The sequence below is a fragment of the Pseudodonghicola flavimaris genome (genome assembly GCF_030164425.1).
Lineage (GTDB): Bacteria > Pseudomonadota > Alphaproteobacteria > Rhodobacterales > Rhodobacteraceae > Pseudodonghicola > Pseudodonghicola flavimaris.
On the sequence record NZ_JASNJD010000001.1, the window covers coordinates 451,009 to 475,923 of the forward strand.

The following is a 24,915-nucleotide window of genomic DNA, read 5'->3' on the forward strand; positions in this document are numbered from 1 at the left end:
GGGAGGGCGCAAGCGTTGGCGTCATGCACCGAACGGATGTGGTGAGCGCGTCGACGTTGCGGGCTGAATGGATGGGGACTGCGCCCACCCAGGGTCGGGCGCGGCCCTTCTCACTCATGGTCCAAGGGAGGGGAAAATGAGAGAACGCCTCTACATCTACGACACCACGCTGCGCGACGGCCAGCAGACTCAGGGGGTGCAATTCTCGACGCCGGAGAAAATCCGCATCGCCGAGGCGCTCGACAGTCTCGGCGTCGATTACATCGAAGGTGGCTGGCCCGGAGCGAACCCCACCGACAGCGCGTTTTTCGAGGCCGCCCCGAAAACCCGCGCGCGGCTGACCGCCTTCGGCATGACCAAGCGCGCCGGCCGCTCCGCCGAGAATGACGATGTTCTGGCGGCGGTGATGAACGCCGGCACCGGTGCGGTCTGCCTGGTCGGCAAGACCCATGATTTCCATGTCACCGCCGCGCTCGGCATCACGCTGGAGGAGAACCTCGAGAATATCGCCGCCTCCATCGCCCATCTCGTCGCCCAAGGCCGCGAGGCGCTGTTCGATGCGGAGCATTTCTTCGACGGCTACAAGGCCAATCCTGAGTATGCGATCCGCTGCCTCAAGGCCGCGCATCAGGCCGGCGCCCGCTGGATCGTGCTCTGCGACACCAACGGCGGCACCTTGCCGGAAGAGATCGCCAGCATCGTCCGCGCGGTGATCGCCGCCGGGATCCCGGGCGCAAACCTCGGCATCCACACCCATAACGACACCGAAAACGCCGTCGCCGGATCGCTCGCCGCGATCGAGGCCGGGGTGCGGCAGGTGCAGGGCACGCTGAACGGGCTGGGCGAGCGCTGCGGCAATGCCAACCTGACCTCGATCATCCCGACGCTGTTGTTGAAGGAACCCTTCGCCAGCGGCTTCGACACCGGCATCAGCCATGAGGCGCTGCAGGGGCTGACGCGGATTTCACGGACGCTCGACGACATCCTGAACCGGGTGCCGATGAAACAGGCGCCCTATGTCGGGGCCTCCGCCTTCGCCCATAAGGCCGGGCTGCATGCCAGCGCCATCCTCAAGGACCCGAGCACCTACGAACACATCGATCCGGGCGAGGTCGGCAATACCCGCATCATCCCGATGTCGAACCAGGCCGGCCAGTCGAACCTGCGCCGCCGCCTGGCCGAAGCCGGACTTGAGGTGGCGCCCGGAGATCCGGCGCTTGGCCGTATCCTCGACCGCATCAAGGCGCGCGAGGACGAAGGCTATGCCTATGACACCGCGCAGGCGAGCTTCGAGCTGCTGGCGCGGGAGGAACTGGGGCTGATGCCGGAGTTCTTCGAGGTCAAACGCTATCGTGTCACCGTCGAGCGGCGGAAGAACAAGCGCAACCAGATGGTCAGCTTTTCCGAGGCGGTGGTGGTGATCAAGGTCGACGGGCAGAAACACATGTCGATCTCCGACAGCGTCGATGCCAGCGGCTCTGACCGCGGCCCGGTCAATGCGCTGTCGAAGGCGCTGGCCAAGGACCTGGGGCGGTACTCCGCCATAATCGACGATATGCGGCTGGTCGATTTCAAGGTGCGGATCACCCAGGGCGGCACCGAGGCGGTGACCCGAGTGATCATCGACAGCATCGACAATCAGGGCCGGCGCTGGTCCACCGTCGGCGTCAGCCCGAACATAGTCGATGCCTCGTTCGAGGCGCTGCTGGATGCGATCCGCTGGAAGCTGGTGCGCGACACCGGCGCGACGCTACAGAGTGCCGAGGAGACCCCGGCAGAGGCGGTCTGAGCGATGGCAGACGCAGTAACCGACCCGCGGGCCGCTGGGGCCGACCTGAACGCCTGCGCCGATCTGGTGCGGCGCGGCGATCCCGACCGTTTTCTGGCGGCGATGGCGGCGCCGGTGGCGGCGCGCCGGGTGCTGTTCCCGCTCTATGCGATGAATGTCGAGGTGTCGCGGGCGCCTTGGGTGACGCAGGAGGCGATCATCGCCGAGATGCGGCTGCAATGGTGGCGCGACGCGCTGGAGGAGATCGCCGCCGGTGGCGCGGTGCGCCGGCACGAGGTGGTGACGCCGCTGGCCGATGTGCTGCCGGCACCGCAGGCGGCGGCGCTCGACGACTATGTCGCGGTGCGGCAATGGGACATCTACCGCGATCCGTTCGAGGATGAAGCGGAGTTCGACCGCTATATCGACCGGAGCGCGGCCAGCCTGCTCTGGGCGGCGGCCTCGGCCCTGGGCGCGGCGGAGGAACCGGTGCTGCGCGACCTGGGCTATGCCATGGGGGTGGCCAACTGGCTGCGCGCGGTGCCCGATCTGGAGGCGCGCGGCCGGATTCCGCTGATCGACGGCAGCCACGCCGGGCTGAAGGCGCTGGCGGAAAAGGCGCTGGACCGGCTGTCGGACGCCCGCGCCCGGCGCGGCGGCGCCAGCCGCGCGGCGCGGCCGGCGCTGCTGGCGGGCTGGCAGGCCGGCACGATCCTGCGGCAGGTGCAGGCGGAACCGGCGCGTGTCGGGGCCGGCAGCCTTGGCCAGAGCGAGGCACGCAAGCGGCTGAGCCTGATGGCACGGGCCGCCTCCGGCCGCTGGTAACCCGAAAGGGGTGAGACCGGGGCACGCTTGCCTACCCGCCTCATCGGAACGGTTCCCCGAATGTGCAAACGGCGGCCGAGGGGCCGCCGTTCTTGTATCCGGGAAACGGGCGCGGATCAGATCGGATCGCGGCGGCCCTCTTCGGGCTGGAACACCAGCCACAGCAGCGCGCCGCCGGCCAGCACCAGGAAGGGCGCCATCGCCATGTTCACCGCGCTCCAGCCTTCCTGCGCGGTGCCGCCGGAGCAGTTCATCAGCCCGCCGGAAGAGAGCGAGGCCATGGTGACGCCGCCGAAGACCAGCAGGTCGTTCAGGCCCTGCATCCGGCCGCGCTCGTGCGGCTCATGCGCACTGGCGAGCATGGTGGTGGCGCCGACGAAGCCGAAGTTCCAGCCGAGCCCGAGCAGCACCAGCGCGACGAAGAAATGTTCCAGCTGCACACCGCTCAGCGCCACCGCACCGGCGCCGGCCAGGATCGACAGGCCGGCGGCGACGACCTTTTCCACCCCGAAGCGGGCGATCAGGTGGCCGGTGAAGAAGGAGGGGATATACATCGCCAGCACGTGGCTGGTCACCACATTGGCCGCATCCCCCTGATCGAAGCCGCAGCCCACCACCGCCAGCGGGGTCGAGGTCATCACCAGGTTCATCAGCGCGTAGGAGACCATGGCGCAGATCACCGCCACCGCGATCCTGGGGGTGGTGATCAGCTCCCACCGGGTACGGCCGCGCGGGGCGTCGGCGGCGGGCGGTCGGGGCCGGGGAATATCGAGGAAGACGAAGAGGAAGGAGCCGATCAGGTTGATCGCCACCACCGCCAGATAGGCGCCGAGAAAGGCGGCGACCCGGGCATCGGGGGATTCGATCATGCCGTTGGTGGCCTTGACCAGCTGTGGCCCGATGATGGCGGAGAGCAGCCCGCCCGCCATCACGTAGGAAATCGCCTTGGGTCGGAACGCGTCAGAGGCGGTATCGGCGGCGGCGAAGCGGAAGAAGCCCTGCGCGCTCATGTAGAAGCCGGTGAAGAAGGACCCGAGCAGGAAGATCGGGAAGGAGCCCAGATACAGCCCCAGCGCGCCGATGCCGCCGCCGAGGGCGCCGCCGGTGGCGCCGATCAGAAAGCCGGCGCGGCGGCCCCATTTCTGCATGATCGCGGAAATCGGGGTGGCGGCCAGCATCGATCCCAGCACGATCAGCGAGATCGGCAGCGTCGCCAGGCAGGCGTTCGAGGCCAGCGACTGGCCGGCCAGCCCGCCCACGGTGAAAATCATCGGCATCTGCGCGCCCAAAAAGGCCTGGGCGGCAACCAAGACGGCCACGTTGCGCCGGGCCTTGCTGTCGTCAATCTCATGCATGACGCTTGCCTATCTGTGAATGTGTCTCACGACAAGACGGCTTGCCTGTATCGGTACATTTCCTATGGTGCGGGCCATGACCGTGGGCCGTCTCATCGAAACACCCGACTGCGTGGCCGAGGGCGCGGCCTGGCTGGCCGCGCGCGATGGCCGGCTGGCCTCGGCTCTGGCGCAGACGGGCCCCTTGCCGCTGCGCCGCCGGCCCGACGGTTTTGCCCAGCTGCTCTCCGCCATCGTCAGCCAGCAGGTCTCCGTCGCCTCGGCCAATGCGATCTGGGGCCGGATGAGGGAGGCGCGGCTGACCGGCCCGCGAAAGATCCTCTGGGCCAGCGACGACGATCTGCGCGCCGCCGGCCTCAGCCGGCAGAAGATCCGCTATGCCCGCGCCCTGGCCGGGGCGCGGATCGACTATGGCGCGCTGCGGAAGGCGCCGACCGAAGAGGTGGTCGCCACCCTGACCGAAGTGCCAGGCATCGGGGTCTGGACGGCGGAGATTTACGCCATGTTCTCGCTCGGGCGGGCGGATGTCTTCGCACCGGGCGATCTGGCCTTGCAGGAGGCGGCTCGGATCCTCTTCGATCTTCCGGAGCGCCCGCGCGAGCGGGCCCTGCGGCAGATGGCGGAGGACTGGGCGCCCTGGCGGTCAGTTGCCGCGCGGCTGCTCTGGGCCTATTACCGGGTGGCAAAGGACAGGGAAGGGATCAGATGACTCGAGTTTTGAACGCCGGCCGCAAGGGCCCGGTTTCGGGCGACACCCGCTCGGCGGTGGTGTTTCTGCATGGCTATGGCGCCAATGGCGCCGATCTGCTGGGGCTGGCCGACCCGCTGGGCGAACATCTGCCCGACACGCTGTTCGTCGCCCCCGATGCGCCGGAGAACTGCGCCGGCTCGCCGATGGGGTTCCAGTGGTTCCCGATTCCCTGGCTCGACGGGTCCTCGGACGAGGCGGCAGAGCGGGGCATGCAGGCCGCCGTCGCCGATATCAACGCCTTTCTCGATGCGCTGATGGTCGATGAGGATCTGCTGCCCGAACAGGTGGCTCTGATCGGCTTCTCGCAGGGCACGATGATGAGCCTGCATGTCGCCCCGCGGCGCGAGGACCCGGTGGCCGGCATTGTCGGCTTCTCCGGCCGGCTGCTGAACCCGGAGACGCTGAAGGACGAGGTGGTCAGCCGCATGCCGGTGCTGCTGATCCATGGCGATCAGGACGATGTGGTGCCGCCGCAATCGCTGCCGGAGGCGGCGGAGGCGCTGCAGCAGGCGGGATTCAAGGAAGTCTACGCCCATATCTCCAAGGGCATGGGCCATGGCATCGCGCCGGACGGTCTGGGGGTGGCGCTGGCCTTCCTGCGCGACAAGCTCGGCTTCTGACCGGGCGGCGTCGCTCTGCGGCAAGGGGGCAGGGCGCTCAGCCCTGCCACAGCCGCGGTTCGGCGAATTCCACCGAGTTCCCGGCCGGATCGCGGAGATAGAGCGAGCGGGCGCCATTGGGCCAGTCGAACTCCGCCTCGATCTCCTGGCCGGCGTCGACCAGCCGGCGGCGCATCCGGGCGATTTCGTCCCGGCTCAGGGCGAAACAGACATGGCCGGCACCGGTGGCCCCATGCGGCGGCACCGGCAGGGCCGGATCCTGCGGCGGCCGGACGGTCTCCTCCGGGTTGAAGATCAGCAGCATGGCCGCGCCGATGCGGAAGAACAAATGCCGGTTGCCCAGCCGCATCGCCTTCTCCAGCCCGATGACCCCGCCATAGAAGCCCTCCGCCGCGTCGAGATCGCGGGCATAGAGCGCGGTTTCCAGGATGGCGCCGGGAACCGGGGCCGCTTCGCGCGGCGGCGCGGAGGGGTGGGGCAGATCGCTCATGGCCCGATCCTATCACCGGCGCGGGCGTCTGTCAGGTCTCGGACCCGAGGGGCGGACGGGCAGCGCCAGATCCTGCCAAGTGCCCGGCGCCAGCCCGTCCAGGCTCCAGTCGCCGATGCGCCAGCGGATCAGCCGCAACGTCGGATGGCCCACCGCGGCGGTCATCCGGCGCACCTGGCGGTTCTTGCCTTCGCGAATGGTCAGCTCGATCCAGGCATCGGGAACGGATTTCCGCACCCGGATCGGCGGAGTCCTCGGCCACAGGTCCGCGGGGGCGTCAATCCGCCGGGCGCGGGCCGGGCGGGTGCGGCCATCCTTCAGATCGACACCCTCGGCCAGCGCGGTCAGCGCGGCGGCATCGGGAATTCCCTCCACCTGCACCAGGTAGGTCTTTTCCATCTTGTGCTTGGGGTCCGCGATCCGCGCCTGCAGCTGGCCGTCGTCGGTCAGCAGCATCAGCCCCTCGCTATCGCGATCGAGCCGGCCACAGGGATAGACCCGGGGGATGTCGATGAACTCCGACAGGGTGCGGCGGGCAGAGCCTTCGGTGCCGCGGTCGGTGAACTGCGGCAGCACGTCATAGGGTTTGTTGAAGCGGATCAGCCGGGCCATATCGCCCCCTAGCCCAAAGCCGCGGCGAAGGGAACCGGCAGGCTTGTGGATAACGTCATCTGCCTGTCACGTAAGCGGCGTATCGGTTCCGCGATATCTGGTGTATCATATGGGCTTGCCAGAGTTCGACCACGAGATATAGTCAAATCAGGCAGGGGCGGGTTCCCCGCCCTGGGGCCGGGTCCGGCAGTCAGGGCAAGGGGTGACTCACGCGATGGATGGCGATTTCAGAACTGAATTTGTACGCGAGCCGGGGGCGCTGAAGCAGCACCCGGCCCTGGTGCTCAACGCGGATTATCGGCCGCTCTCCTATTACCCGCTTTCGCTGTGGTCCTGGCAGGAGGCGGTGAAGGCGGCCTGGCTGGACCGGGTGGACATCGTCGCCGAGTACGACGAATACGTCCGAAGCCCCACCACCAGGATAAAGATGCCGAGCGTCGTGGTCCTGAAAGATTATGTGAAACCTCAAAAGCGCGTGGCCTTCACGCGCTTTAATCTTTTCTTGCGGGACGAATTCCGCTGCCAGTACTGCGGCGCCAAGGGCGACCTGACCTTCGATCACGTGGTGCCGCGCGCCGCCGGCGGCGTGACCAGCTGGGAAAACGTGGTCGCGGCCTGTTCGCCTTGCAATCTCAAGAAAGGGTCGAAATCCCTGCGCAAGGCGGGCATGGCGCTGCGCCGGCCGCCGCGCCGCCCCGGCGCCGGAGAATTGCGCAACACCGGCCGCAAGTTCCCGCCCAACTATCTGCACGAAAGCTGGATGGATTTCCTCTACTGGGATGCAGAGCTCGACGCGGGGTAACGTCGCAGCAACATGTGGCGTTATCATGTTGGATACCTGCGAGAGGCACTATCAAGACCGAGCGCCATGACGTCAGAAAACGCGATGTGCACGACGCACGGATTACGCATGGCGAGCATCAGACGGTGCGGAGACACGTGGCATGGGGAAGTATTCCGCAATGGGCGGAGGGCGTCGATCTGGATCGCAACCGATGCTGTCCGACACTGCCGGTTGGCGGGCTTGAAGAGCTAGTCCGATGTAATCCTGCTTGGTAGATCGGTCTGTTGGGGGGCTGATGAGAGGTCTTGGGGGCCTTTGCCCTTCTTCTGCGGTCTCTCACCAGCCCCAACATTTTCACTCGGTGTCGGCAGGGACTGTCGGCTTAGAAGAAAGAGAAGTCCGAGACGTCCAGATCGGCCTTGTGCACGCCCAGCAGGGTGATGGTGTTGGACGCGTCCACCGTGATCACGGTGTTGGCGCCGACATCGGCGGTATGGCTCAGCAGATCGGCGAAATCGGCGATCAGCCCGCTGGCGATCGAGATTACATCGGCATCCCCGGTCGTCCCGGCATGGAAGCCATTGATGGTGTCGTGCCCGAAGCTGGCGGCGAAGATGAAGGTATCGCTGCCGCCGCCGCCATTCATGGTGTCATTGCCGCTATTGCCCCGCAGCGTGTCGTCGCCGAGCCCGCCATAGAGCGCATCGTTGCCGGCGTTGCCTGTGACCGTGTTGTTCAGCGTGTTGCCGGCCAGCACCTGACCGCCTGCGGAAATGCCGGTCAGATTTTCGACATTGGCGACGGTTCCCAGGCTGTAGGACGACAGCGCGGTCCACACCGTATCGATACCAGCACCGACAGCCTCGGTGACCACATCGCCGACCTCGTCGGCAATATAGGTATCGTCGCCAAACCCCCCGTTCATCGTGTCGGCGCCGGTGCCGCCGTCGAGGTAATCGTTGCCGAAGCCGCCATAAAGTTTGTCGTTTCCAGAGTTCCCGTAGATTGCGTTGTCGAGCGAGTTTCCAGAGAGGGTTTGGCCCGTGTTCGATAGGCCCTGAAGGGCCTCCACATTGTCGTAGGTCAAGGCGAACGTGGCGAGGCCGGTCGCAACGAAGTCATAGCCGTTGCCGACAGTCTCGATGACGACATCGCCAGCATTGTCGACGAAATAGACGTCATCTCCAGCTCCACCATCCATGATGTCGATCCCGGCCCCGCCGTTGAGCTGGTCATTCCCGGCCGCACCGAAGAGCGTATCATTGCCGCCGGCTCCGACGATCACGTTGTCCAGCGCGTTACCGGTGAGGGTCTGACCCGCGTCCGAGGTGCCGAAGAGGCGCTCCACGTTGTCATAGGTCAGGGCAAAAGTGGCGAGGCGGGTCATCACCGTGTCGTAGCCGCCACCGCTGGTCTCGATGATGTCATCTTCGGTGTCGTTGACGATATAGGTGTCATCCCCGGTGCCGCCGGTCAGGGTATCCTCGCCGCGGCCGCCGTGAAGCGTGTCGTCGCCGGCGCCGCCATCCAGCGTATCGTCCCCGGCGCCGCCACGGAGGGTGTCAGCACCAGCCCCACCCAGCAGCGTATCGTCCCCGGCGCCGCCGTTCAGCAAGTCGTTGCCATCGTCGCCTGCCAGGGTGTCATCGTCGTTCTTGCCTTTCAGGGTGTCATCATCTGCACCGCCGTGAAGATCGTCTTCGCCCACGCCACCGATCAGTACATCGTTTCCGGTCCCCCCCAGTACAGAGCCGGTAGCGATGCCATGGCGACCGTTATAGGTGTCATCCCCGGTTCCAAGATCGAGTGAGCCGACGTTACCGGAATTCTTGACAATGTCGTTGCCATCGTTCGTGCTGATCTGGCCGACAATAGTACCTGTGTTCGTAATCGCGTCGCGCGCAGTGCCCCCGGAAATAGCCCACCCGAGTCCAGTTGGTTCGTCCACTGCGATGATGGTCCCGCTGTTGGTGATTTGAGAAGAAGAACCAACGATCTGAATCCCCGAATAGCCCATGATGGTTCCGGAGTTGCTTATGTACGCGCTCGCGGTTCCAGGCTGAAGGCGAACGGCACTTCCGACCACCGAGGAAATCGTGCCAGTGTTGGTCACATAGGCGTTCCCAAAATCGTCGGTAACTCGTCCATATAGACCGTAGTAGTAGCCGCTCACGTATCCTGCATTGTCGATGGTGAGGAGCGATGTGAATCTGGAATAGAGGCCATAAAGCGATTGTGATACGAGTTGACCCGAAGCGCCAATCGTCAGGCGGAATTGAGCAGACTGCTGATTGATGCCGTTGTCGTCTCCGCTGAAGACTGTGCCCAATATCGAGAGGTCCGCATTTCCATTCACGACAATTGCATCGTCCTGAAGCGCGAGGGTTGCACCTTCAGCGATGAAACCCACTTCGCCAGCTCCAAGTGTCTGCTGTGCTTGTGAATTGTTGAACAGATAAAAAGTAGCCATTGTTATTTACCTTTTGTAGAAATTAAATATAGCCTGTGGGGCTGGTCGCGTTGGGCTAATCGGGGGGAATGGTTTGCCAAAAGGCCGTATGGTGATCGACTGGCCCGCATTTCCTGCGTGACTGATCGCCTCCACGGGACTGACTGCAGAGACGCACATGACGTGAGCCGCGGCGGGTTCATCAGGCCTTCTCGAACCAACGCATGGGGGCGAGACAATCCCGCACCCTCGGCAGCGCCGCGATCAGAGAGCGACCCATCACAGGGCCACAAAGCTTTGAATATGAGATCCTAAGGCGATTCCTTTCTGCCCGGGAAGTGATTTGCTCTTGCGCCCTATCGGCTCTGCAGACCACCCGCATGTCCGCCGACCAGAGACGACCATATCCCTTCTACGGTGCTTTTGGTGAAAAATCTTGCCTATCCGGCTCACCACGGTCGCAGTCCGGCCGCGATCCTTCCATCGGGTGCAAGCACAGCGCGTCGGCATGCTTCCAGCGCGGCCTTCAGCGTGTCTTCTGCCCCAATTCTCTGCCGGGTGAGACCGTGAGTGTCATGACCAGATATCGCGCGGCAAAGCCATGGCCACGGTTTTGCGCAGGCGGCCGACCTCGATCCGGGAGGAGATGACGGTTCTGTGATTTGCGCGATATCGTGCGCGGGCAGGGGCACTCTTCATGGCCATTCATCCGAAGGCGCTCGATGTGGCCAGCTGCGCGAGACAGGCGTTGTGGCGGGAGCGGATGCGGATTGGATGGCGCACAAAATCCGCAGGAAGCGTGCCTATCTGGAATTCGTGGGTCCGGTGATAGGCGGCGGGCGGAATATTTCTCAATTGCGGAAGGGCGTTACAGGGGCTTTGCGCGAGGCGCGGGGCCCGGCGAGTGCGACGGAGAGACAACACCGGCCGCGCACCATCCCGCCTGACGTTGGCTGCGACGGCAAGGCGATAGGAGGTCAACATCCTTCCTGGAAATTGAAGAACTGGGCTTCGCGTCCAGCCGAGTTCTGCGCGATGCGGCTGGTTGTCGGCGATAAGCGTTTGGAAATCTTCCGGTCACGTCCGCCGGTTTCCGTGTTTCCTGACAAGGTTGGGCGCAGCGCGGCATGCAGGGACTTGTCTCTCCTGAAAATGATGATACATCATTCGATGACACATCATGAATATGGGCAGACTCAGATCGCCCGGCAGATGCGCCGGGCAGTCCGGGTTTTCGGACAGGGGACAGGACAGCAACGATGCAGGATCGGGAACACGACAGCTTAGAGGTGGCGGGGAGCGACGATCTCGGGCGCCTGATTCCGGCGGTCGGCCAGTCCTGGCGCCGTGTCCTTGGCCAGCGGCTGAGCAACGAAGGCCTGTCGGACGCCACGGCGATGCCGATTCTGGTGCTGTGGCGGGCGCAGGACATCCCCATGCGCCAGAACGAACTGGCACAACAGCTCGGCCTTGAAACCTCGGGTGTTGTCCGCCTGCTCGATACGTTGGCGACCCGGGGGCTGGTGCGTCGCATCGAGGACCCCACCGATCGTCGGGCCAAGCTTCTGGAACTGACGGATGACGGCATCGCCCTGGGGGCGCGGGCGGATCGCATAGCCCGTGCGTTGCGGCGGGAGCTGCTGGCGGAGGTGACGGCGGAGGAGCTGACCCTGACGATGCGGCTGCTTCACAAGCTCTCCGCCGTGTTGGAAACCTGCTAGGTCGGGCGCGCAGACAAATGATGGTTCCCGGCGGCATCAGGTTCGAGCATGTGCTCTTTTCCCTGAAGACATTCGGCGCGGCGATGCTGGCATATTGGATCGCCCTGCAAAGCGGTCTGCCCAATCCCTATTGGGCGGTCGGAACCGTCTATATCATCGTCAACCCCTTGGCCGGGGGAACCACATCCAGGGCGGTCTATCGCCTGGCGGGGACGGCGCTGGGGGCGGTGATGATCGTTGTCCTGGTGCCCAACCTGGTCTTTTCCCCGCTGTTGCTGAGCCTGGCCATCGCGCTCTGGTGCGGGTTTTGCCTTTTCGTCAGCCTGCTTGACCGGTCACCGCGCAGCTATGTCTTCATGTTGGCCGGCTATACCGTCGCGCTCACCGGTTTCACGCTGGTGAATGTGCCGGGCACCAGTTTCGATGTCGCCGTGTCGCGGGTGGAGGAGATCGCCATCGGCATCCTCTGTGCAGCGGTCGTCTCGCGGGTGGTGTTCCCGCAGCATGCCGGTCCGGTCCTGGCGCATCGGGTTGAGGGCTGGTTGCAGAATGCGGCGACGCTGACGCGCGACGTCCTGACGGGCCGCAGCGAGAGCGCGGTTCTGCGGAACGAACGCCACAAGCTGGCGGCGGATGCGGTGAGCCTGCGCGGGTTTACCGATCAGGTCGCCTATGAGGGCGCCCACGGGCGGGGGCTGGCCGAACGCATGCGGGCGCTGCAGCAGCGCATGATCGCGGTACTACCGCTGCTGTCCGAGATCGAGGACCTTCTGGGCGCGCTGGGGCGCGGCGGCAGCCACGCGCCGCTGACCGAGCGGGTGTTGGAATGGCTTGCCTTCGATGCCGATGACGCAGCCGAGGCGCAGGGCGAGGCCGACGCGCTTCTCGCCGAGATCGCCCGCCTCAGGCAAAGGCTCGACGACAGCGCCCACAGTTGGGACGATCTGCTGGCGCTGCGCCTGGCCGGACGGCTGGGGGAGCTCGTGGAAGTCTGGGCCGATTGCCAGGTGTTGCGGTCGGATATCTCATCGGGGGAAACCCATGCGCTGCGCCGGGAGCTGGCAACCCGGCACCGCCAGGCGCGTGCGCTGCATGTCGATTACGGCATGGCGCTGCGCTCGGCGCTGTCGGTGGTCATCGTCGTCCTGGTGGGCTGCGCCTTCTGGATCTGGTCCGGCTGGTCCTATGGTGCCGGGATCGCCCAGATCGGGGCCATCCTGTGCTGTGTCCTGGCGGCCATGGACAATGCGACCCCGGTGCTGCGCAAGGTGCTGTCGCTGATGTTGTTCGCCCTGGCGGCGGCGTTTCTCTACAAATTCGCGCTCATGCCGCTGATCGGAAGCTTCTATGCGCTGGTCGCGGCGCTGGGGCTGGTGCTGCTTCCGGCCGGGGTGCTTCTGGCGGTGCCGGCGACCTGGCTGATGGGCTTCCAGATCAGCGTCAACCTGATCTACATGCTGATGCTGGACAATCAGGTCTCAACCGACTTCAGCGCCTTCGCCAATGCGAGCCTGGCAACGTTCGGGGGGCTTGCCCTGGCGATGATCACCATCGCCACGGTGCGGGCGGTGAGTGCCGAGCGGAGCGCCACCCGGCTGCTGCGGTCCGGCTGGCGCGCGGTCTCCGAGGTCGCCGCCGGGTCCCGCCGCATCGATCCCGAGTTGATCGCCGGGCGGATGACAGATCGGCTGGGCCTGATCGCACCGCGTCTGGCCATGCTGCCGCCGGAGTCGGCCGTGCTGGAAGGCGATATCCTGCGCGATCTTCGGGTCGGGCTCAACATCCTCGAACTGCAGCGCATCCGGCGGGAGCTGCCGGCGGCGGAGCAACGGCCGCTCGACGACCTGCTGCGCCAGATCGCCACGCTCTACCGAAGCGGTGCCGCCGGGACGGCAGAGCGCAGGCGCGCCCTGGCCAGCAGTCTCGACCGGTGCCTGGGCGATGTGCTGAGCGACGCCGGAACGCCCCAGCGTCGTCTGCGCGATGCGCTCGTCGGCCTGCGCGGCGGCGCCTGTCCCGGAGAGACCCCGCCGGCCTTCGCGTTTCCTGACTGGAGGGTTTCGGCATGAAACCGGATATCGACCTGTTCGGCGTCTTCGTTCCGACGCTGCTGATCCTCGCGCTGGCCTGCTACGTCGCCTATCGCCTGCTGCATCTCGGGCTGGCGCGCCTCGGTCTCTATCGGCGCGTCTGGCATCCCGCCCTTTTCGACGTCGCCCTCTATTTTACGGTCCTCGGCGCCGCCGTGTTTTGCCTGGAGCAACTAAAACCATGATTTCTCAAATGAAACGCAATGCCGGAGGGGTCACCCTGACGGCTGCGCTGGTCGTCTGCGCGCTGGTGCTGGGGCATCATCTGTGGGACTATTACGTCAACGCGCCCTGGACCCGGGATGGCAGAGTCACCGCCGATGTGGTGCGCGTCGCCCCCGAAGTCTCCGGCCCGATCGAAACCGTCCATGTGACCGACAACCAGTTCGTGCGCGCAGGCGACGTCCTGTTCGACATATCGGCCGAACGGTTCCAACTGGCGGTGGAGGCGGCGCAGGCGGATCTGGACAACACCCGGGAGACGATGAAGTTCAGGGTGTCCAGAGCGGCGCGGAATGCGACGCTGGAGAAAAAGGGCTCGATCAGTCAGGAGGCGGCGGAGCAGGCCGACCAGGAAGCCGCCGCCGCCCGGGCCGAGTATCGCAGCGCCGAAGTGGCGCTGGAGCTTGCCAGGCTGAACCTCGAACGCGCCTCGGTGCGGGCGCCGGTGGATGGCTATGTCACCAACCTTCATCTGCGGAAGGGCGATTATGCGGTTGCCGGCAACGCCTCGGTTTCGCTCCTCGATGCAGAGAGCTTTCGGGTGACCGGCTATTTCCGCGAAACGCAGCTGGCCCGGATCGCGGCCGGCGATCCCGTCCGCATCGGTCTGATGGGGGTCAGGGAGGATTTGTCGGGACATGTCGAGAGCTTCGGGCGCGGGATCGCCGACCGCAACCTGTCCAACGACGCTCTGGGCCTTCCCGCGGTGGAGCCGGTGTTCAGCTGGGTCCGCCTGGCGCAGCGCATCCCGGTCCGGATCGGACTCGACGCCGTCCCGCAGGGGGTCGAACTGGCAGCCGGCATGACCGCCAGTATCGAAGTGGAGGAAACCTCGGGCGGGGAGTAGGGCCGGCTCTGTCGCCAGCGACCGGGCAGATATGTCGTCCGCCCGCGATCTGAGCATCCCCGACCCGAACCTCCCGCATTGCTTGGCGGTCTGAATGCCTCGGTTCTTGGCCCTGTTCGGTCTCGACAGGCGGCGATCTTCAGGTTCGCGCAGGCTGTGCTCGGAGGCGACTCTCACTCGTCGAGCCATCCCTCGGCGACGAGGCGGCGAAATTAGCGCTGGATAGAAAAGCGTCCGCCCCCCTCGGTCAGCCGGCGTTCCTCTGACCTGGGACGTGAAAGAACGCCGGAAACAGAAGTGGATCGGCGTCTGTTTTTCCATCATCGGGGCCACGACCCCTGTCGGCTTTCTGAATATCTTCCAACCGGGGTTTGGGCGATATCTCGGAGGACATGGACAGACCGAGGGGTTGGAGCGCAATTTCACGAAATCCAAATGCGAAATAGATTAAGTCTATTGCCCACCTTGCCGTAAACGGCTTTCCTGAGAACGGGATTCCTTTTAGAGCGGGCGCATGACATCTTTTTCAGCGGCTTGGGGGAAAGCCGATCCTGAAACGGGCGCATGGCATCATCTGGCGCATCACAGTGCAGATGTCTCCGCGGTGGTGATGGAGCTGCTTGATCTCCCGGTTTTTCGTGCCCGGGCGGACGCAGCCGCAGGCCATCCCATCACGCCCGGGCAAGTCACCTGTCTGGCTGCGTTGGCTTTTCTGCATGATATCGGGAAGCTTGCCACCGGCTTTCAGGCCAAGGCCTGGCCGGAGGGGGCCGGGATCACGCCGCGTGGACATGTGCAGTGCGGCTGGGCATGGCTGGCACAGGGGGAGGCCGAGAGCGCATTGGCGGGGAATGCACCGCTGATCGGAAGATGGGATCAGATTCAGGGCTGGTTTCAGGTCCTGTTTGCCCATCATGGCCGTCCGGTGCCCGTTCCCGACCTGACCTGGGGGCAGGACGCCTTTCTACCGCGACAGGGATACGATCCGGCTGCGCAGGAAACTGTCATGGGAAATGCGCTCGTGAATTGGTTTCCCGAAATCCGCAGCGCTTGTCCGCCACGGCTTTCTCCTGAGTTTTCCCATTTCTTCGCAGGGCTTCTCGCGTTGTCCGATTGGATCGGGTCCGATCGCCGGGCGTTTCCTTTTGTCGGGGAATTCCAGGAAACCTATTGGCAGCAGGCCCGTCAAAACGCCCGCCGACGGCTTCGCGAGATCGGCCTGGACCGTTCCGGTGTCTCTCTCGCGGGGGCGCCAGATTGGGCGCTGTTATCGGACCATCCGCAGCCGCGTCCGGCGCAGCAGGTGGTCGCGGATGTGCCGCTGGCCGACCCTCTGGTGATCCTGGAGGCAGAAACCGGCGCCGGCAAGACCGAAGCCGCGCTTTGGCGGTTCGCCCGGCTCTATCAGGCCGGTCTGGTTGATGCGCTCTATTTTGCGGTGCCAACCCGGGCGGCGGCGCGACAGCTGCAGGTGCGGGTGCAACAGGCGATGCGCCGGATGTTCGGGGCCTCGGCGCCGGAGGTGATCCTTGCGATTCCCGGGCAGGCGCTGGCGGGCGAGGCGCATGGTGTCCGGCTGCCGGATTTCCGTATGCGCTGGGACGATACCACCACTGAGCCGCCCCGCCGCTGGGCGGCGGAACATGCCACCCGCTTCCTCGCAGCGCAGATCGCGGTGGGAACCGTCGATCAGGTGATGTTGGGAGGTCTGAAGGTCAAACACGCGCATCTGCGCGGCAGCGCGCTGTCCCGGTCGCTGCTGGTGATTGACGAGGTGCACGCCTCCGATGCCTGGATGACGGAAATCCAGCGATCCCTGGTCGACTCTCATCTGCGGCTTGGCGGCCATGCGATGCTGATGTCGGCGACGCTCGGTGCGGTGGCGCGGTCCGCCTGGCGCGGAGAGGCGCTGCCCGATCTGCCCGGGGCGCAGGCCGCGCCCTATCCGGCGGTCTGGACCGGGACGGGCTGTTTTCCCGTGACCGGGGCGGCCAGCCGCGGCAAGGACGTGCGCTTGACCCTGCACGAGGGGTGGCGCGGTGAAGATGCCGCGGGTCTGGCCGTGGCGGCGGCACGGGAAGGGGCGCGGGTGCTGGTGATCCGAAACACGGTCGCCCGCGCGCAGGAAACATTTGCCAACTGTCGTGCCGTGGCGCCTGATCTGGTTTTCTCGGTCAACGGGGTGGCGACACTGCACCACAGCCGGTTCGCCGCCGAGGATCGCGCGCGCCTCGATGCGCGTGTCGAACAGGTGCTGGGCGGGACCGGCGGCGGCTGTCTCGTGATCGGCACCCAGACGCTGGAGCAATCTCTGGATATCGACGCCGATTACCTGATCACCGATCTCTGCCCGATGGATGTTCTGTTGCAGCGGATCGGTCGGCTGCACCGCCACACCCGCGCCCGGCCGGCGGGATATGGAGAGGCGCAGTCGGTCGTTCTCTGCCCGCCCGAAGGCCTCGATCCGCTGACCCGGACGGCGGAGAACGGGCTGGGGAACTATGGCCGCACCGCCTCGCTGTCCGGCGTCTATCTGGACGTGCCTGCGCTGGCCGCGACGCTGGAGAGGATCGTCGCGGAACCGGTCTGGTCTATCCCGGCGATGAACCGGGCGCTGGTCGAGGCGGCGACCCATCCCGAGGCACTGGACCTGATCGCCGAGGCGCGGGGCTGGCGGGGCTATCGCCAGCGGGTCGGCGGCAAGGCGATTGCAGAAACGCAGGGGGCGCGGCTGGTGCTTCTGGACCGTTCAGCGCCGTTCCCTGACCGGTTCCCGGAGGATGAGGTGATCCGCACCCGGCTGGGGGAATTCGGTGTTGTCCTGACCTTGCCCGAGGGCACTCTCGGGCCCTTCGGGGCGCCGATCAGAACCTTGGCCCTGCCGGTGCAGTGGTCGCACGGGCTGACAGGAGAGGAAGAGGTCCAGGTGGATGCCGGCGCCGAGGGGTTGACCCTGCGGGTCGGTGACAGGGTGTTTTTCTACGATGCCGCCGGCCTGCGGCGGGAGGAGGAGTGATGCGATACAACGTGTTGACCGATCCGCTGATCGAGACCGATCGCGGCGGGCACAGCCTGCCGGGGCTGATGGCGGCGCTGGCGCGGGGGGAGGTTGCCTCTTTCCCTGCGCTCAGGCCGCATCAGCGCCCGGCGTGGCACATGTTTCTGGCTCAGCTCGGGGTGTTGGCGCTGTCTGCCGCCGATCTGGCAGAGATCCCGGAGACCGAGGACGACTGGCGCGCCGCTCTGCGTCGTCTGACCCCGGATTTCCCCGAGGATGCTCCCTGGCATCTGGTGGTCGAGGACGCCGGCACCCCCGCCTTCCTGCAGCCGCCCGATCCCGGCGGGGTGAAATGGAGCAGGGTGGAAACGCCGGATCTGCTGGATATGGTGATCACCTCGCGCAACCATGATCTGAAGCGTGAGATCGCCCACCAGGCGACGCCACAAGATTGGATCTTCGCCCTCGTCAGCCTGCAGACGATGGAGGGCTTCGGCGGGGCCGGTAACTACGGCATCGCGCGGATGAATGGCGGCTCGTCATCCCGGGCGATGATCGCATTGGCGCCCGCGGCGCAGGGCGGCCGGGTGGTCGACCCCTCGGCCTGGTGGCGGCGTGACGTGACGCGGTTGCTGGCCGGGCGGCAGGGGAACGGCGGCGCGGCGCTCCTTTGGTGTCTGCCCTGGCCGGAGAAACAGGCGCTGTCGCTTGACCGGCTCGATCCGCTGTTTATCGAAGTGTGCCGCCGGGTCCGGCTGATCGAGGCGCCGCAGGGGCTGGCGGCGATACGGGCGACCTCCAAGGCGGCGCGGATCGAAGCCAAGGAGGCCAGGGGCGTCACCGGCGATCCCTGGGCGCCGGTTCATCTGGGCGAGACCAAGACGCTGACGCTGGGAGAACGGAACTGGAGCTACGATCTGCTCGAATCCCTGCTGTACGGGGGGGATTGGGAGATGCCGGTCCTGGCGAAAGCCGCACCGGAGGAAGTGACGGACCCGATGCTGCTGATCGCCGAGGCCTTTGCCCGCGGCAACTCGAAGACCGATGGCTTCAAATCCCGGGTGATCCCGGTGCCGAAAGCGGCGGTGAGACAGATGTTCACCACCCGAGCGGTGGATCTGGCACGCGGTCAGGTTGCGCTGATCTCAGACGTCGACAAGGCGTTGCGCAACGGGCTGGCCCTGATCGCGGCGGAGGGGGATCGTGACAAGCTCGGACGGGCGCAATATGCGCGCAGCCAGCCGGCGCGGGCGATGTTGCAGCGGGTGGCAGATGCGGCTTTTTTCCCCGCGCTCTGGGCCAAGCTGGAGGCCAGCGGCAAGGCAGGCATCGTTGCCGCGCAGCTGGATTTTGCACGGCATCTGTCCAGGGCCGCCCGCGCCGAATTCCTCCGCGCCGCGCCGGGTATTCCCTGTACTGGGATCATGCGGCCCCGGGCCGAGGTGCGCGGGCGACAGGCGCTGGAGGCCGGGCTGGCGCGGATATTCAGAGAGATGGGCGAAAGGGAGGCGGAACATGTCTGATCCGCGCACAGACGGAACAGAAGTGGGCCGGCGCGCCCTGGGAATTGCGGCGGAACTGCTGCGGGCCGATGCCGGTGAACGGGCTGCGGCCCGACGGATGGATGCCGGCGCTGCGCCGCTGTTCTGGCGCATCGTGGCGCGCTATGACATCGCAGCGCAAGAGGAGGAGAAATGGCGCCGCATCACCAAGATGCTGGCGCTGCTGACGCCGGCCAGCGCGAGCCAAAGTCTGCATGACGATGGCCGCCCCTTTGGTGCGGTGCTGGCCGACGGCGGCGACGCCCGGGCGCATTTGACCCAGCCAGTTCTGTCTGAGCAACGCCTGGCGCGGCTGCTGGCTTCCCGTGGTCCGGCCCGGCTCGAGGCGCTGGAGCGCGCCGTTCGCGCGCTGGCGCGCAACCACCCGAAACTCGATGTGCCCAGCCTTGCCTGGGCCGTTCTGAACGAAGACGGGCGCGCCATCGCGCGGGCCTATTACGCCCGGCTCGACCGCCGCCAAGATATCCCTCAGGAGGAAAAATCCGATGTCTGATCCCCGTTTCCTGCAAATCCATTTCCTCGCTCCCTATACCGCGGCGCTGTTGAACCGGGACGATGCCGGGCTGGCCAAACGGTTGCCCTATGGCGGCAGCCTGCGGACAAGGGTCAGCTCGCAATGTCTGAAACGTCACTGGCGGCTGGCCGAGGATCCCCATGCGCTGGCCAATATCGACGGTGCCGACGCGGCCTGGCGTTCGCGCGAGATCGTCGATCACAAGGTGTTCGGCGATTGGGCCGAGGGCGTCGACGAGGAAATCGCCATGGAGGTGAAGGAGGCTCTGCTGAAGGTGGTCTACGGGGACAAGGGCGGCGACAAGAAATCCCGCCAGACCCTGCTGCTGGGCGCGGTCGAGATCGCCTATCTGACCGAAGCCGCCAAGACACTGGTGGCCGGGGCCGCCGGCGACAAAAAAGCGGCAAAGGACCTCGCCGCGGCCTGGCTCAAGGAACACAAGGGTAACCTCAAGGCGCTGAGCGAGGGGGCAAAACTTCCCGGCGGCCTGACGGGGGCGCTGTTCGGCCGGATGGTCACCTCCGACCCGCGGGCCAATATCGACGCCGCTGTCCATGTCGCCCATGCCTTCACCGTTCATGCCGAGGAGGCAGAGAGCGATTATTTCATCGCAGCCGATGATCTGGCGCGCGAGGAGGACACCGGTGCCGATACCATTCAGGAGACCGAGCTGACCTCCGGGCTGTTCTATGGATATGTCGTCGTCGATCTGCCGGGGCTTTTGTCCAACCTCGGCGGCGATGCGGAATTGGCGGGCGAGGTGCTGCACAATCTGATCTATCTGATCGCCGAGGTCTCGCCCGGCGCCAAGCTGGGGTCCACCGCGCCCTACAGCCGCGCCTCGATGCTGCTGCTGGAGGCGGGCGACCGCCAGCCGCGCTCGCTGGCCGAGGCGTTCCGCGTTCCGACCGCGCCCGAGACCGGCCAGGCGGTGGCGGCGCTCTCCACCCATCTTGCCGCGCTCGATGCCGCCTATGCGACCGGAGAGGCGCGGCGGGTGATGTCGTTGGCCAATGCCGATATTCCGGCGGCAGAGCGCGGATCCCTGGCCGATCTGGCAGGCTTCGCCAAGGGGCTGCCGGGGCAAATGGCCGTGGTTCCTGCGGCATGACCCACCGTTGGCTGCACCTGCGGCTCGCCGCGCCGCTGATGGCCTTCGGCGGCGTGGCGATCGATCATGTCGGGCCGACGCGGGAGTATCCGTCGGCCTCTGCGCTCACCGGGCTTTTCGCCAATGCGCTGGGTTGGCGGCGGCAGGATCGCGCAAAGCATCAGGCGTTGCAGGACAGGTTGGTCTTCGGCGCATTGTCGGTGCTGCCGAAGGGGGAGACGGTGCCATTGGTGGTGACCGACACCCAAAATGCCAAGCTGGAAAAATCCGATCGCGGCTGGACCACCTGGGGGCAACCGGAGGGACGCGCGGGCGCGACCTATGACAGCCCCCACCGGCGTCGCCGCGACTATCTGGCCGATCACGAAACCCGGGTGGTGCTGCGCCTGAGCGACGGCAACGGGCCGGGGCTGGAGGAACTGGCGGCGGCTCTCGACCGCCCGGCGCGGCCGCTTTTCATCGGACGCAAGCCCTGCCTGCCGACCTCTCGCCTCTTCGTCGGCTGGGTCGGCGGCGTCAGCGTGCATGACGCCCTTGCCGCCCTGGGAATCCGGGGCCGTGCGCTCTGGCCGGATGAGGGAGGGGCGTATCCCGGCGCGCTGCGCTATGACCTGGCCGACCTGCGCAACTGGCAGAGCGGTCTGCATGGGGGCAGTCGCATCGTCTATGAGGGGGAGCTGGCATGAGCCTGCATCTGATCGAACTCCCTTTGGATCTGGCCGCGCTCAACCGCTGGGCCGGCGCGCGGGGCATCGGGCGGCAGGGGTTCGACGAGGGGCTGGCGCTGCATCACCTGCTGGGGGAGGTCTTCGGCCCCGCCGTGCTGCAGCCCTTTCGGCTGATGGTGGCACCGCGGGCCCGCAGCGGCACACTCTACGGCTATGCCGACCGGGGCGCCGATGGTCTGCGCAGCGCCGCCGCTCCGGTGATCGGCCCGTCCGAGGCCGGGGTGATCCGGCTCGACCGTCTGCGATCCGTGCCGCGCCCTGCCGCGACCTGGTCCGAAGGGATGCGGCTGGGGTTCGACGTGCGGTTGCGTCCCGTGGTGCGTCTGGCTTCGGCGATCGGGGGGGAGGGGGCCGGCTTCGCCAAGGGTGCCGAACTCGATGCCTTTCTCGCCGAGACCCTGCGTCTGGGGACGGCCCGCCCGCGTGAGACGGTCTATCTTGACTGGCTGTCGGCGCGCCTGGCGGGGGTCGCGGAGCTGGAGCCTGAGACCAGCCGGATGGCGTCCTTCCGCCGGTTACGCAGCCGACGCGGCGGCAAGCGGGTCGAGGGGCCGGAAATCACCGTGCATGGTACGCTGCGTATCGCCGATCCGGCCGGCTTCGCCGACCTGCTGGCGCGCGGGGTCGGGCGGCACCGCGCCTATGGCTACGGCATGTTGCTGCTGCGGCCGCCGCAGCGGCGGAACTGAGCCATGCTGAAGGGGCGGCTCGGTCTCGACAGCGCCAGGGTCCCGCACACGGATCGCGCCGGCTGTCTCTATCTGGCGCGCGGGGCGCTGTCCGCGCGGGACGGGACGCTGGCCTTTCGGCAGGGCACGGCGACGGCGGCCGACGCGCTGAGCCCGGGGGACTATGCCATTCCCCTGCAGGCGGTCTCGATCATCCTGCTGGGGCCGGGATCGACCGTCAGCCACGATGCGCTGCGGCTTCTGGCCCATGCCGGTACCGCGCTGGCGGCAGTGGGCGAAGATGGGGTGCGCATGTATACAGCACCGCCGCAGATGCCGGATCGATCGGGCCTCGCCCGGGTGCAGGCACGGCTCTGGGCGGATGAGGAACTGCGGCTGATGACCGCCCGGCGCATGTACGCCCTGCGCCTGGGGGAGGTCTTGCCGCACCGCGATCTGGACGTGCTGCGCGGGATCGAGGGGGCCCGGATGAAGGAGACCTATGCGCTCTGGGCCGGGCGGATCGGCATCGACTGGCGCGGCCGGCATTACGATCGCGGCGCCCCGATGGCCGCCGATCTGCCTAACCAGGCGCTGAACCATGCCGCCAGCGCGGTGGAGGCCGCCGCCGCCATCGCCGTGACCGCCACCGCGACGATCCCGCAGCTCGGCTTCATTCACGAGGATCCGGGGCAGTCCTTCGTTCTCGATATCGCCGATCTCTTCCGCGACAGCATCACCATCCCCTGTGCCTTCAGGGCGGCGCGCCGGGCGATCGAACATCCTGTCGAGAATATCGAGCGGCTGACGCGGCAGCTGACCGGCCGGGCGCTGTCGCAGGAGCAGGTGATCCCGTCGATGATCGAGCGGATCAAAGCGCTGATCGAGGGGCGAGACTGATGCCGCTGACGATGATCGTCACCCGCGATGTCGAGGCCCGCTATCGCGGCTTTCTGACCTCGGTGATGCTGGAGATCTCGGCCGGCGTCTATGTCGCCCCGGACATGTCCGCCGGGGTCAGGCGCCGGGTCTGGACGGTGTTGGGCACGTGGTGGCAGACTTTGGGGCGCGGCTCGCTGGTCCTGGTGTGGCGCGACCCCTCGGCAACCGGGCACCTCAGGATCGAAACCCTGGGAGATCCCCCGAAAACGATTGTTGACGCGGATGGGGTTTTGCTCGTTAAACGGGAATAAAAGGGGATTCTTTCGCCTCGACGTTCTTTGACAATTGAATAAGATCAATGCGCTAGGCCCAAGAGGCTCCCCCGCACACGCGGGGATAGACCCGATCTGCGTCACGCTGCTTTCCGGCAGCGGGTGGCTCCCCCGCACACGCGGGGATAGACCCTCCCGGAGAAGGATCAGGTTCAGGTCGCCAAGGGCTCCCCCGCACACGCGGGGATAGACCCGCCAATGCTGCCCACGATGGACGTCGGCGAGAGGCTCCCCCGCACACGCGGGGATAGACCCGCCCCGGCGCTGTTGCCGTGGGTGGTGGTGTGGGCTCCCCCGCACACGCGGGGATAGACCTCTTGATCATGGATCTGCGTGTCGATGCGATATGGCTCCCCCGCACACGCGGGGATAGACCCGAAAAAGCCCGCCCTGCGGCAACAGGACGGGCGGCTCCCCCGCACACGCGGGGATAGACCCTTACTGTTGCTGTTTCCGTAGGTTCCGTTTGCGGCTCCCCCGCACACGCGGGGATAGACCCGACGATATGGGCGCCTTCAACAGGCTGCCGCGGGCTCCCCCGCACACGCGGGGATAGACCCATTGGCCTGAGCCCGATCGAAGACCTCGCCCTGGCTCCCCCGCACACGCGGGGATAGACCTTGAAGACGCCGGGCCGTGATGGCCTCAACGCCGGCTCCCCCGCACACGCGGGGATAAGGGCTGAATGCAGTCAACGGTCGGGGGCTGCTGCTGTGCTGGGCTGCCGCCGGAGGGGCTGGGGATGCCGCACGCTCTGCGCCGGTTGAAACTGGTGCGCCAGATGACCGGGGGTGGGCATAAACCATGGGCCGGCGGTCCGGTTTCGTGATAGGGTCCGGCGCGGCGGGCGAAGGGTCCGCCGCCCTGCAAGGAGTGCCCCGTCATGACCGATCCGCTGTGCCTGACCCGTGCGCTGGTCGACCGGCTGCCGCCGCGCACCGACGAACGCGGTCCGGTGAAGCTGCATCAGCCCGAGCCCGGTTATCACGAGCGCATGGCCGAGGCGATCCTGGCACAGAGCGACGGGTCCGGTCCGCTGTGGATCTTCGCCGCCGGATCGCTGATCTGGAACCCGCGGTTCGAGGTCGCCGAACGCCGCGCCGCCCATGTGCGGGGGTGGCAGCGGTCCTTTTGCATCAGCGATCAGCGGTTTCGCGGCAGCCCTTCGGCGCCGGGGCTGATGATGTCGCTGGATCGCGGCGGCGCCTGTACCGGCATGGTGTTGCGGATGGCACCCGACGATCTCTCCGCCGCGCTGGTCGCGCTGCTGGAGACGGAGCCGCCGCTGCCGCCGGTCTGGGTCGAGGCGGAGACGGTGGACGGGCCGGTGCGCGCCATCGTTTTCGCCATCGAGCGGTCCTGGCCGCTCTATGTGCCGGAGCCGGAACCGGAGGCGCTGGCGGATATACTCGCCTCGGCGGTCGGCCATGTCGGCACCATGGCGGAGTATCTGCTCAACACCGTGACCGAACTGGACCGCGCCGGGGTTCATGACGCGCATCTGTGGCATCTGCAGGCGCTGGTCGCCGCCCGCCTGGCCCAGTTGCCGCCGTCTGACGGAGGGTGACCCCGCCGGTGCCGGTGCC

22 protein-coding genes and 1 CRISPR repeat array are annotated in these 24,915 nt (G+C 66.6%); of the genes, 18 read left to right on the forward strand and 4 right to left on the reverse strand.

All coding sequences use genetic code 11. The annotated features are described in order from the left end of the window. Positions 1-136: 136 nt before the first annotated feature. Both cimA and QO033_RS02145 read left to right on the forward strand, forming a co-directional pair. Positions 137-1,789: a citramalate synthase gene (gene cimA, locus QO033_RS02140; RefSeq protein WP_284479268.1), complete on the forward strand. Its 1,653-nt coding sequence runs from the start codon at positions 137-139 to the stop codon at positions 1,787-1,789. Between the two features lie 3 nt (positions 1,790-1,792). Beyond that, complete coding sequence (locus tag QO033_RS02145; RefSeq protein WP_284479269.1) at positions 1,793-2,593, forward strand: squalene/phytoene synthase family protein; 801 nt, start codon at positions 1,793-1,795, stop codon at positions 2,591-2,593. A gap of 116 nt (positions 2,594-2,709) precedes the next feature. Here the strand turns inward: QO033_RS02145 and QO033_RS02150 are convergent, their stop codons facing one another. Continuing rightward, positions 2,710-3,948, reverse strand: a complete 1,239-nt coding sequence (locus tag QO033_RS02150) for an MFS transporter (protein ID WP_284479270.1) — start codon at positions 3,946-3,948, stop codon at positions 2,710-2,712. A gap of 76 nt (positions 3,949-4,024) precedes the next feature. Between QO033_RS02150 and QO033_RS02155 the strand changes: the two genes are divergently transcribed. Together QO033_RS02155 and QO033_RS02160 are read left to right on the forward strand one after the other, a co-directional pair. Then, positions 4,025-4,657: a DNA-3-methyladenine glycosylase family protein gene (locus QO033_RS02155; protein ID WP_284479271.1), complete on the forward strand. Its 633-nt coding sequence runs from the start codon at positions 4,025-4,027 to the stop codon at positions 4,655-4,657. Further along, positions 4,654-5,319 carry an alpha/beta hydrolase gene (locus tag QO033_RS02160; protein WP_284479272.1) on the forward strand — a complete coding sequence of 222 codons (666 nt, stop codon included), beginning with the start codon at positions 4,654-4,656 and terminating at the stop codon, positions 5,317-5,319. Before QO033_RS02155 ends, QO033_RS02160 begins: the two co-directional genes overlap by 4 nt. A gap of 37 nt (positions 5,320-5,356) precedes the next feature. Here the strand turns inward: QO033_RS02160 and QO033_RS02165 are convergent, their stop codons facing one another. Continuing rightward, the gene (locus QO033_RS02165) at positions 5,357-5,809 is read right to left on the reverse strand and encodes a VOC family protein (protein ID WP_284479273.1); all 453 of its coding nucleotides are present in this window, start codon (positions 5,807-5,809) and stop codon (positions 5,357-5,359) included. 12 nt (positions 5,810-5,821) lie between these two features. Further along, positions 5,822-6,421: a pseudouridine synthase gene (locus tag QO033_RS02170; RefSeq protein ID WP_284479274.1), complete on the reverse strand. Its 600-nt coding sequence runs from the start codon at positions 6,419-6,421 to the stop codon at positions 5,822-5,824. Positions 6,422-6,635: 214 nt separating this feature from the next. Here QO033_RS02170 and QO033_RS02175 point away from each other — a divergent pair, with 214 nt between their 5' ends. Next, positions 6,636-7,223, forward strand: a complete 588-nt coding sequence (locus QO033_RS02175; protein WP_284479275.1) for an HNH endonuclease — start codon at positions 6,636-6,638, stop codon at positions 7,221-7,223. A 364-nt stretch (positions 7,224-7,587) separates the two neighbouring features. Here the strand turns inward: QO033_RS02175 and QO033_RS02180 are convergent, their stop codons facing one another. Beyond that, positions 7,588-9,675 (reverse strand): calcium-binding protein, encoded by a 2,088-nt coding sequence (locus QO033_RS02180; RefSeq protein WP_284479276.1) that lies wholly within the window; start codon positions 9,673-9,675, stop codon positions 7,588-7,590. Positions 9,676-10,913: 1,238 nt separating this feature from the next. Here QO033_RS02180 and QO033_RS02185 point away from each other — a divergent pair. The 13 genes from QO033_RS02185 (at position 10,914) to QO033_RS02245 (ending at position 24,896) form a co-directional block, all read left to right on the forward strand. Beyond that, positions 10,914-11,375 carry a MarR family winged helix-turn-helix transcriptional regulator gene (locus tag QO033_RS02185; RefSeq protein ID WP_284479277.1) on the forward strand — a complete coding sequence of 154 codons (462 nt, stop codon included), beginning with the start codon at positions 10,914-10,916 and terminating at the stop codon, positions 11,373-11,375. 17 nt (positions 11,376-11,392) lie between these two features. Then, positions 11,393-13,444, forward strand: coding sequence for an FUSC family protein (locus tag QO033_RS02190; protein WP_284479278.1), 2,052 nt, complete (start codon positions 11,393-11,395; stop codon positions 13,442-13,444). Then, on the forward strand, positions 13,441-13,650 hold the full coding sequence (locus QO033_RS02195; protein ID WP_284479279.1) for a DUF1656 domain-containing protein: 210 nt from the start codon (positions 13,441-13,443) through the stop codon (positions 13,648-13,650). The genes QO033_RS02190 and QO033_RS02195 overlap by 4 nt, the downstream gene beginning before the upstream one ends. An 8-nt stretch (positions 13,651-13,658) precedes the next feature. Further along, positions 13,659-14,534: an efflux RND transporter periplasmic adaptor subunit gene (locus QO033_RS02200; RefSeq protein ID WP_284479280.1), complete on the forward strand. Its 876-nt coding sequence runs from the start codon at positions 13,659-13,661 to the stop codon at positions 14,532-14,534. A gap of 514 nt (positions 14,535-15,048) precedes the next feature. Beyond that, the gene (gene cas3, locus QO033_RS02205) at positions 15,049-17,550 is read left to right on the forward strand and encodes a CRISPR-associated helicase Cas3' (RefSeq protein ID WP_284479281.1); all 2,502 of its coding nucleotides are present in this window, start codon (positions 15,049-15,051) and stop codon (positions 17,548-17,550) included. After that, complete coding sequence (locus tag QO033_RS02210) at positions 17,550-19,055, forward strand: hypothetical protein (protein WP_284479282.1); 1,506 nt, start codon at positions 17,550-17,552, stop codon at positions 19,053-19,055. The genes cas3 and QO033_RS02210 overlap by 1 nt, the downstream gene beginning before the upstream one ends. Further along, the gene (locus QO033_RS02215; RefSeq protein ID WP_284479283.1) at positions 19,048-19,587 is read left to right on the forward strand and encodes a type I-E CRISPR-associated protein Cse2/CasB; all 540 of its coding nucleotides are present in this window, start codon (positions 19,048-19,050) and stop codon (positions 19,585-19,587) included. The genes QO033_RS02210 and QO033_RS02215 overlap by 8 nt, the downstream gene beginning before the upstream one ends. After that, positions 19,580-20,719: a type I-E CRISPR-associated protein Cas7/Cse4/CasC gene (gene cas7e, locus QO033_RS02220; RefSeq protein ID WP_284479284.1), complete on the forward strand. Its 1,140-nt coding sequence runs from the start codon at positions 19,580-19,582 to the stop codon at positions 20,717-20,719. Before QO033_RS02215 ends, cas7e begins: the two co-directional genes overlap by 8 nt. After that, a complete protein-coding gene (gene cas5e, locus QO033_RS02225; RefSeq protein ID WP_284479285.1) occupies positions 20,716-21,405 on the forward strand; it encodes a type I-E CRISPR-associated protein Cas5/CasD in 690 nt (229 codons plus the stop codon). The genes cas7e and cas5e overlap by 4 nt, the downstream gene beginning before the upstream one ends. After that, positions 21,402-22,136 (forward strand): type I-E CRISPR-associated protein Cas6/Cse3/CasE, encoded by a 735-nt coding sequence (locus QO033_RS02230; RefSeq protein ID WP_284479286.1) that lies wholly within the window; start codon positions 21,402-21,404, stop codon positions 22,134-22,136. The genes cas5e and QO033_RS02230 overlap by 4 nt, the downstream gene beginning before the upstream one ends. A 3-nt stretch (positions 22,137-22,139) precedes the next feature. Next, on the forward strand, positions 22,140-23,015 hold the full coding sequence (gene cas1e / locus QO033_RS02235) for a type I-E CRISPR-associated endonuclease Cas1e (RefSeq protein ID WP_284479287.1): 876 nt from the start codon (positions 22,140-22,142) through the stop codon (positions 23,013-23,015). Further along, a complete protein-coding gene (gene cas2e, locus QO033_RS02240) occupies positions 23,015-23,308 on the forward strand; it encodes a type I-E CRISPR-associated endoribonuclease Cas2e (protein WP_284479288.1) in 294 nt (97 codons plus the stop codon). Before cas1e ends, cas2e begins: the two co-directional genes overlap by 1 nt. A gap of 64 nt (positions 23,309-23,372) precedes the next feature. Further along, positions 23,373-24,011: direct repeats of the CRISPR family, unit length 29 nt; unit sequence GGCTCCCCCGCACACGCGGGGATAGACCC. Positions 24,012-24,212: 201 nt separating this feature from the next. Beyond that, positions 24,213-24,896 carry a gamma-glutamylcyclotransferase gene (locus QO033_RS02245; RefSeq protein WP_284479289.1) on the forward strand — a complete coding sequence of 228 codons (684 nt, stop codon included), beginning with the start codon at positions 24,213-24,215 and terminating at the stop codon, positions 24,894-24,896. The last annotated feature ends 19 nt before the right edge of the window (positions 24,897-24,915 follow it).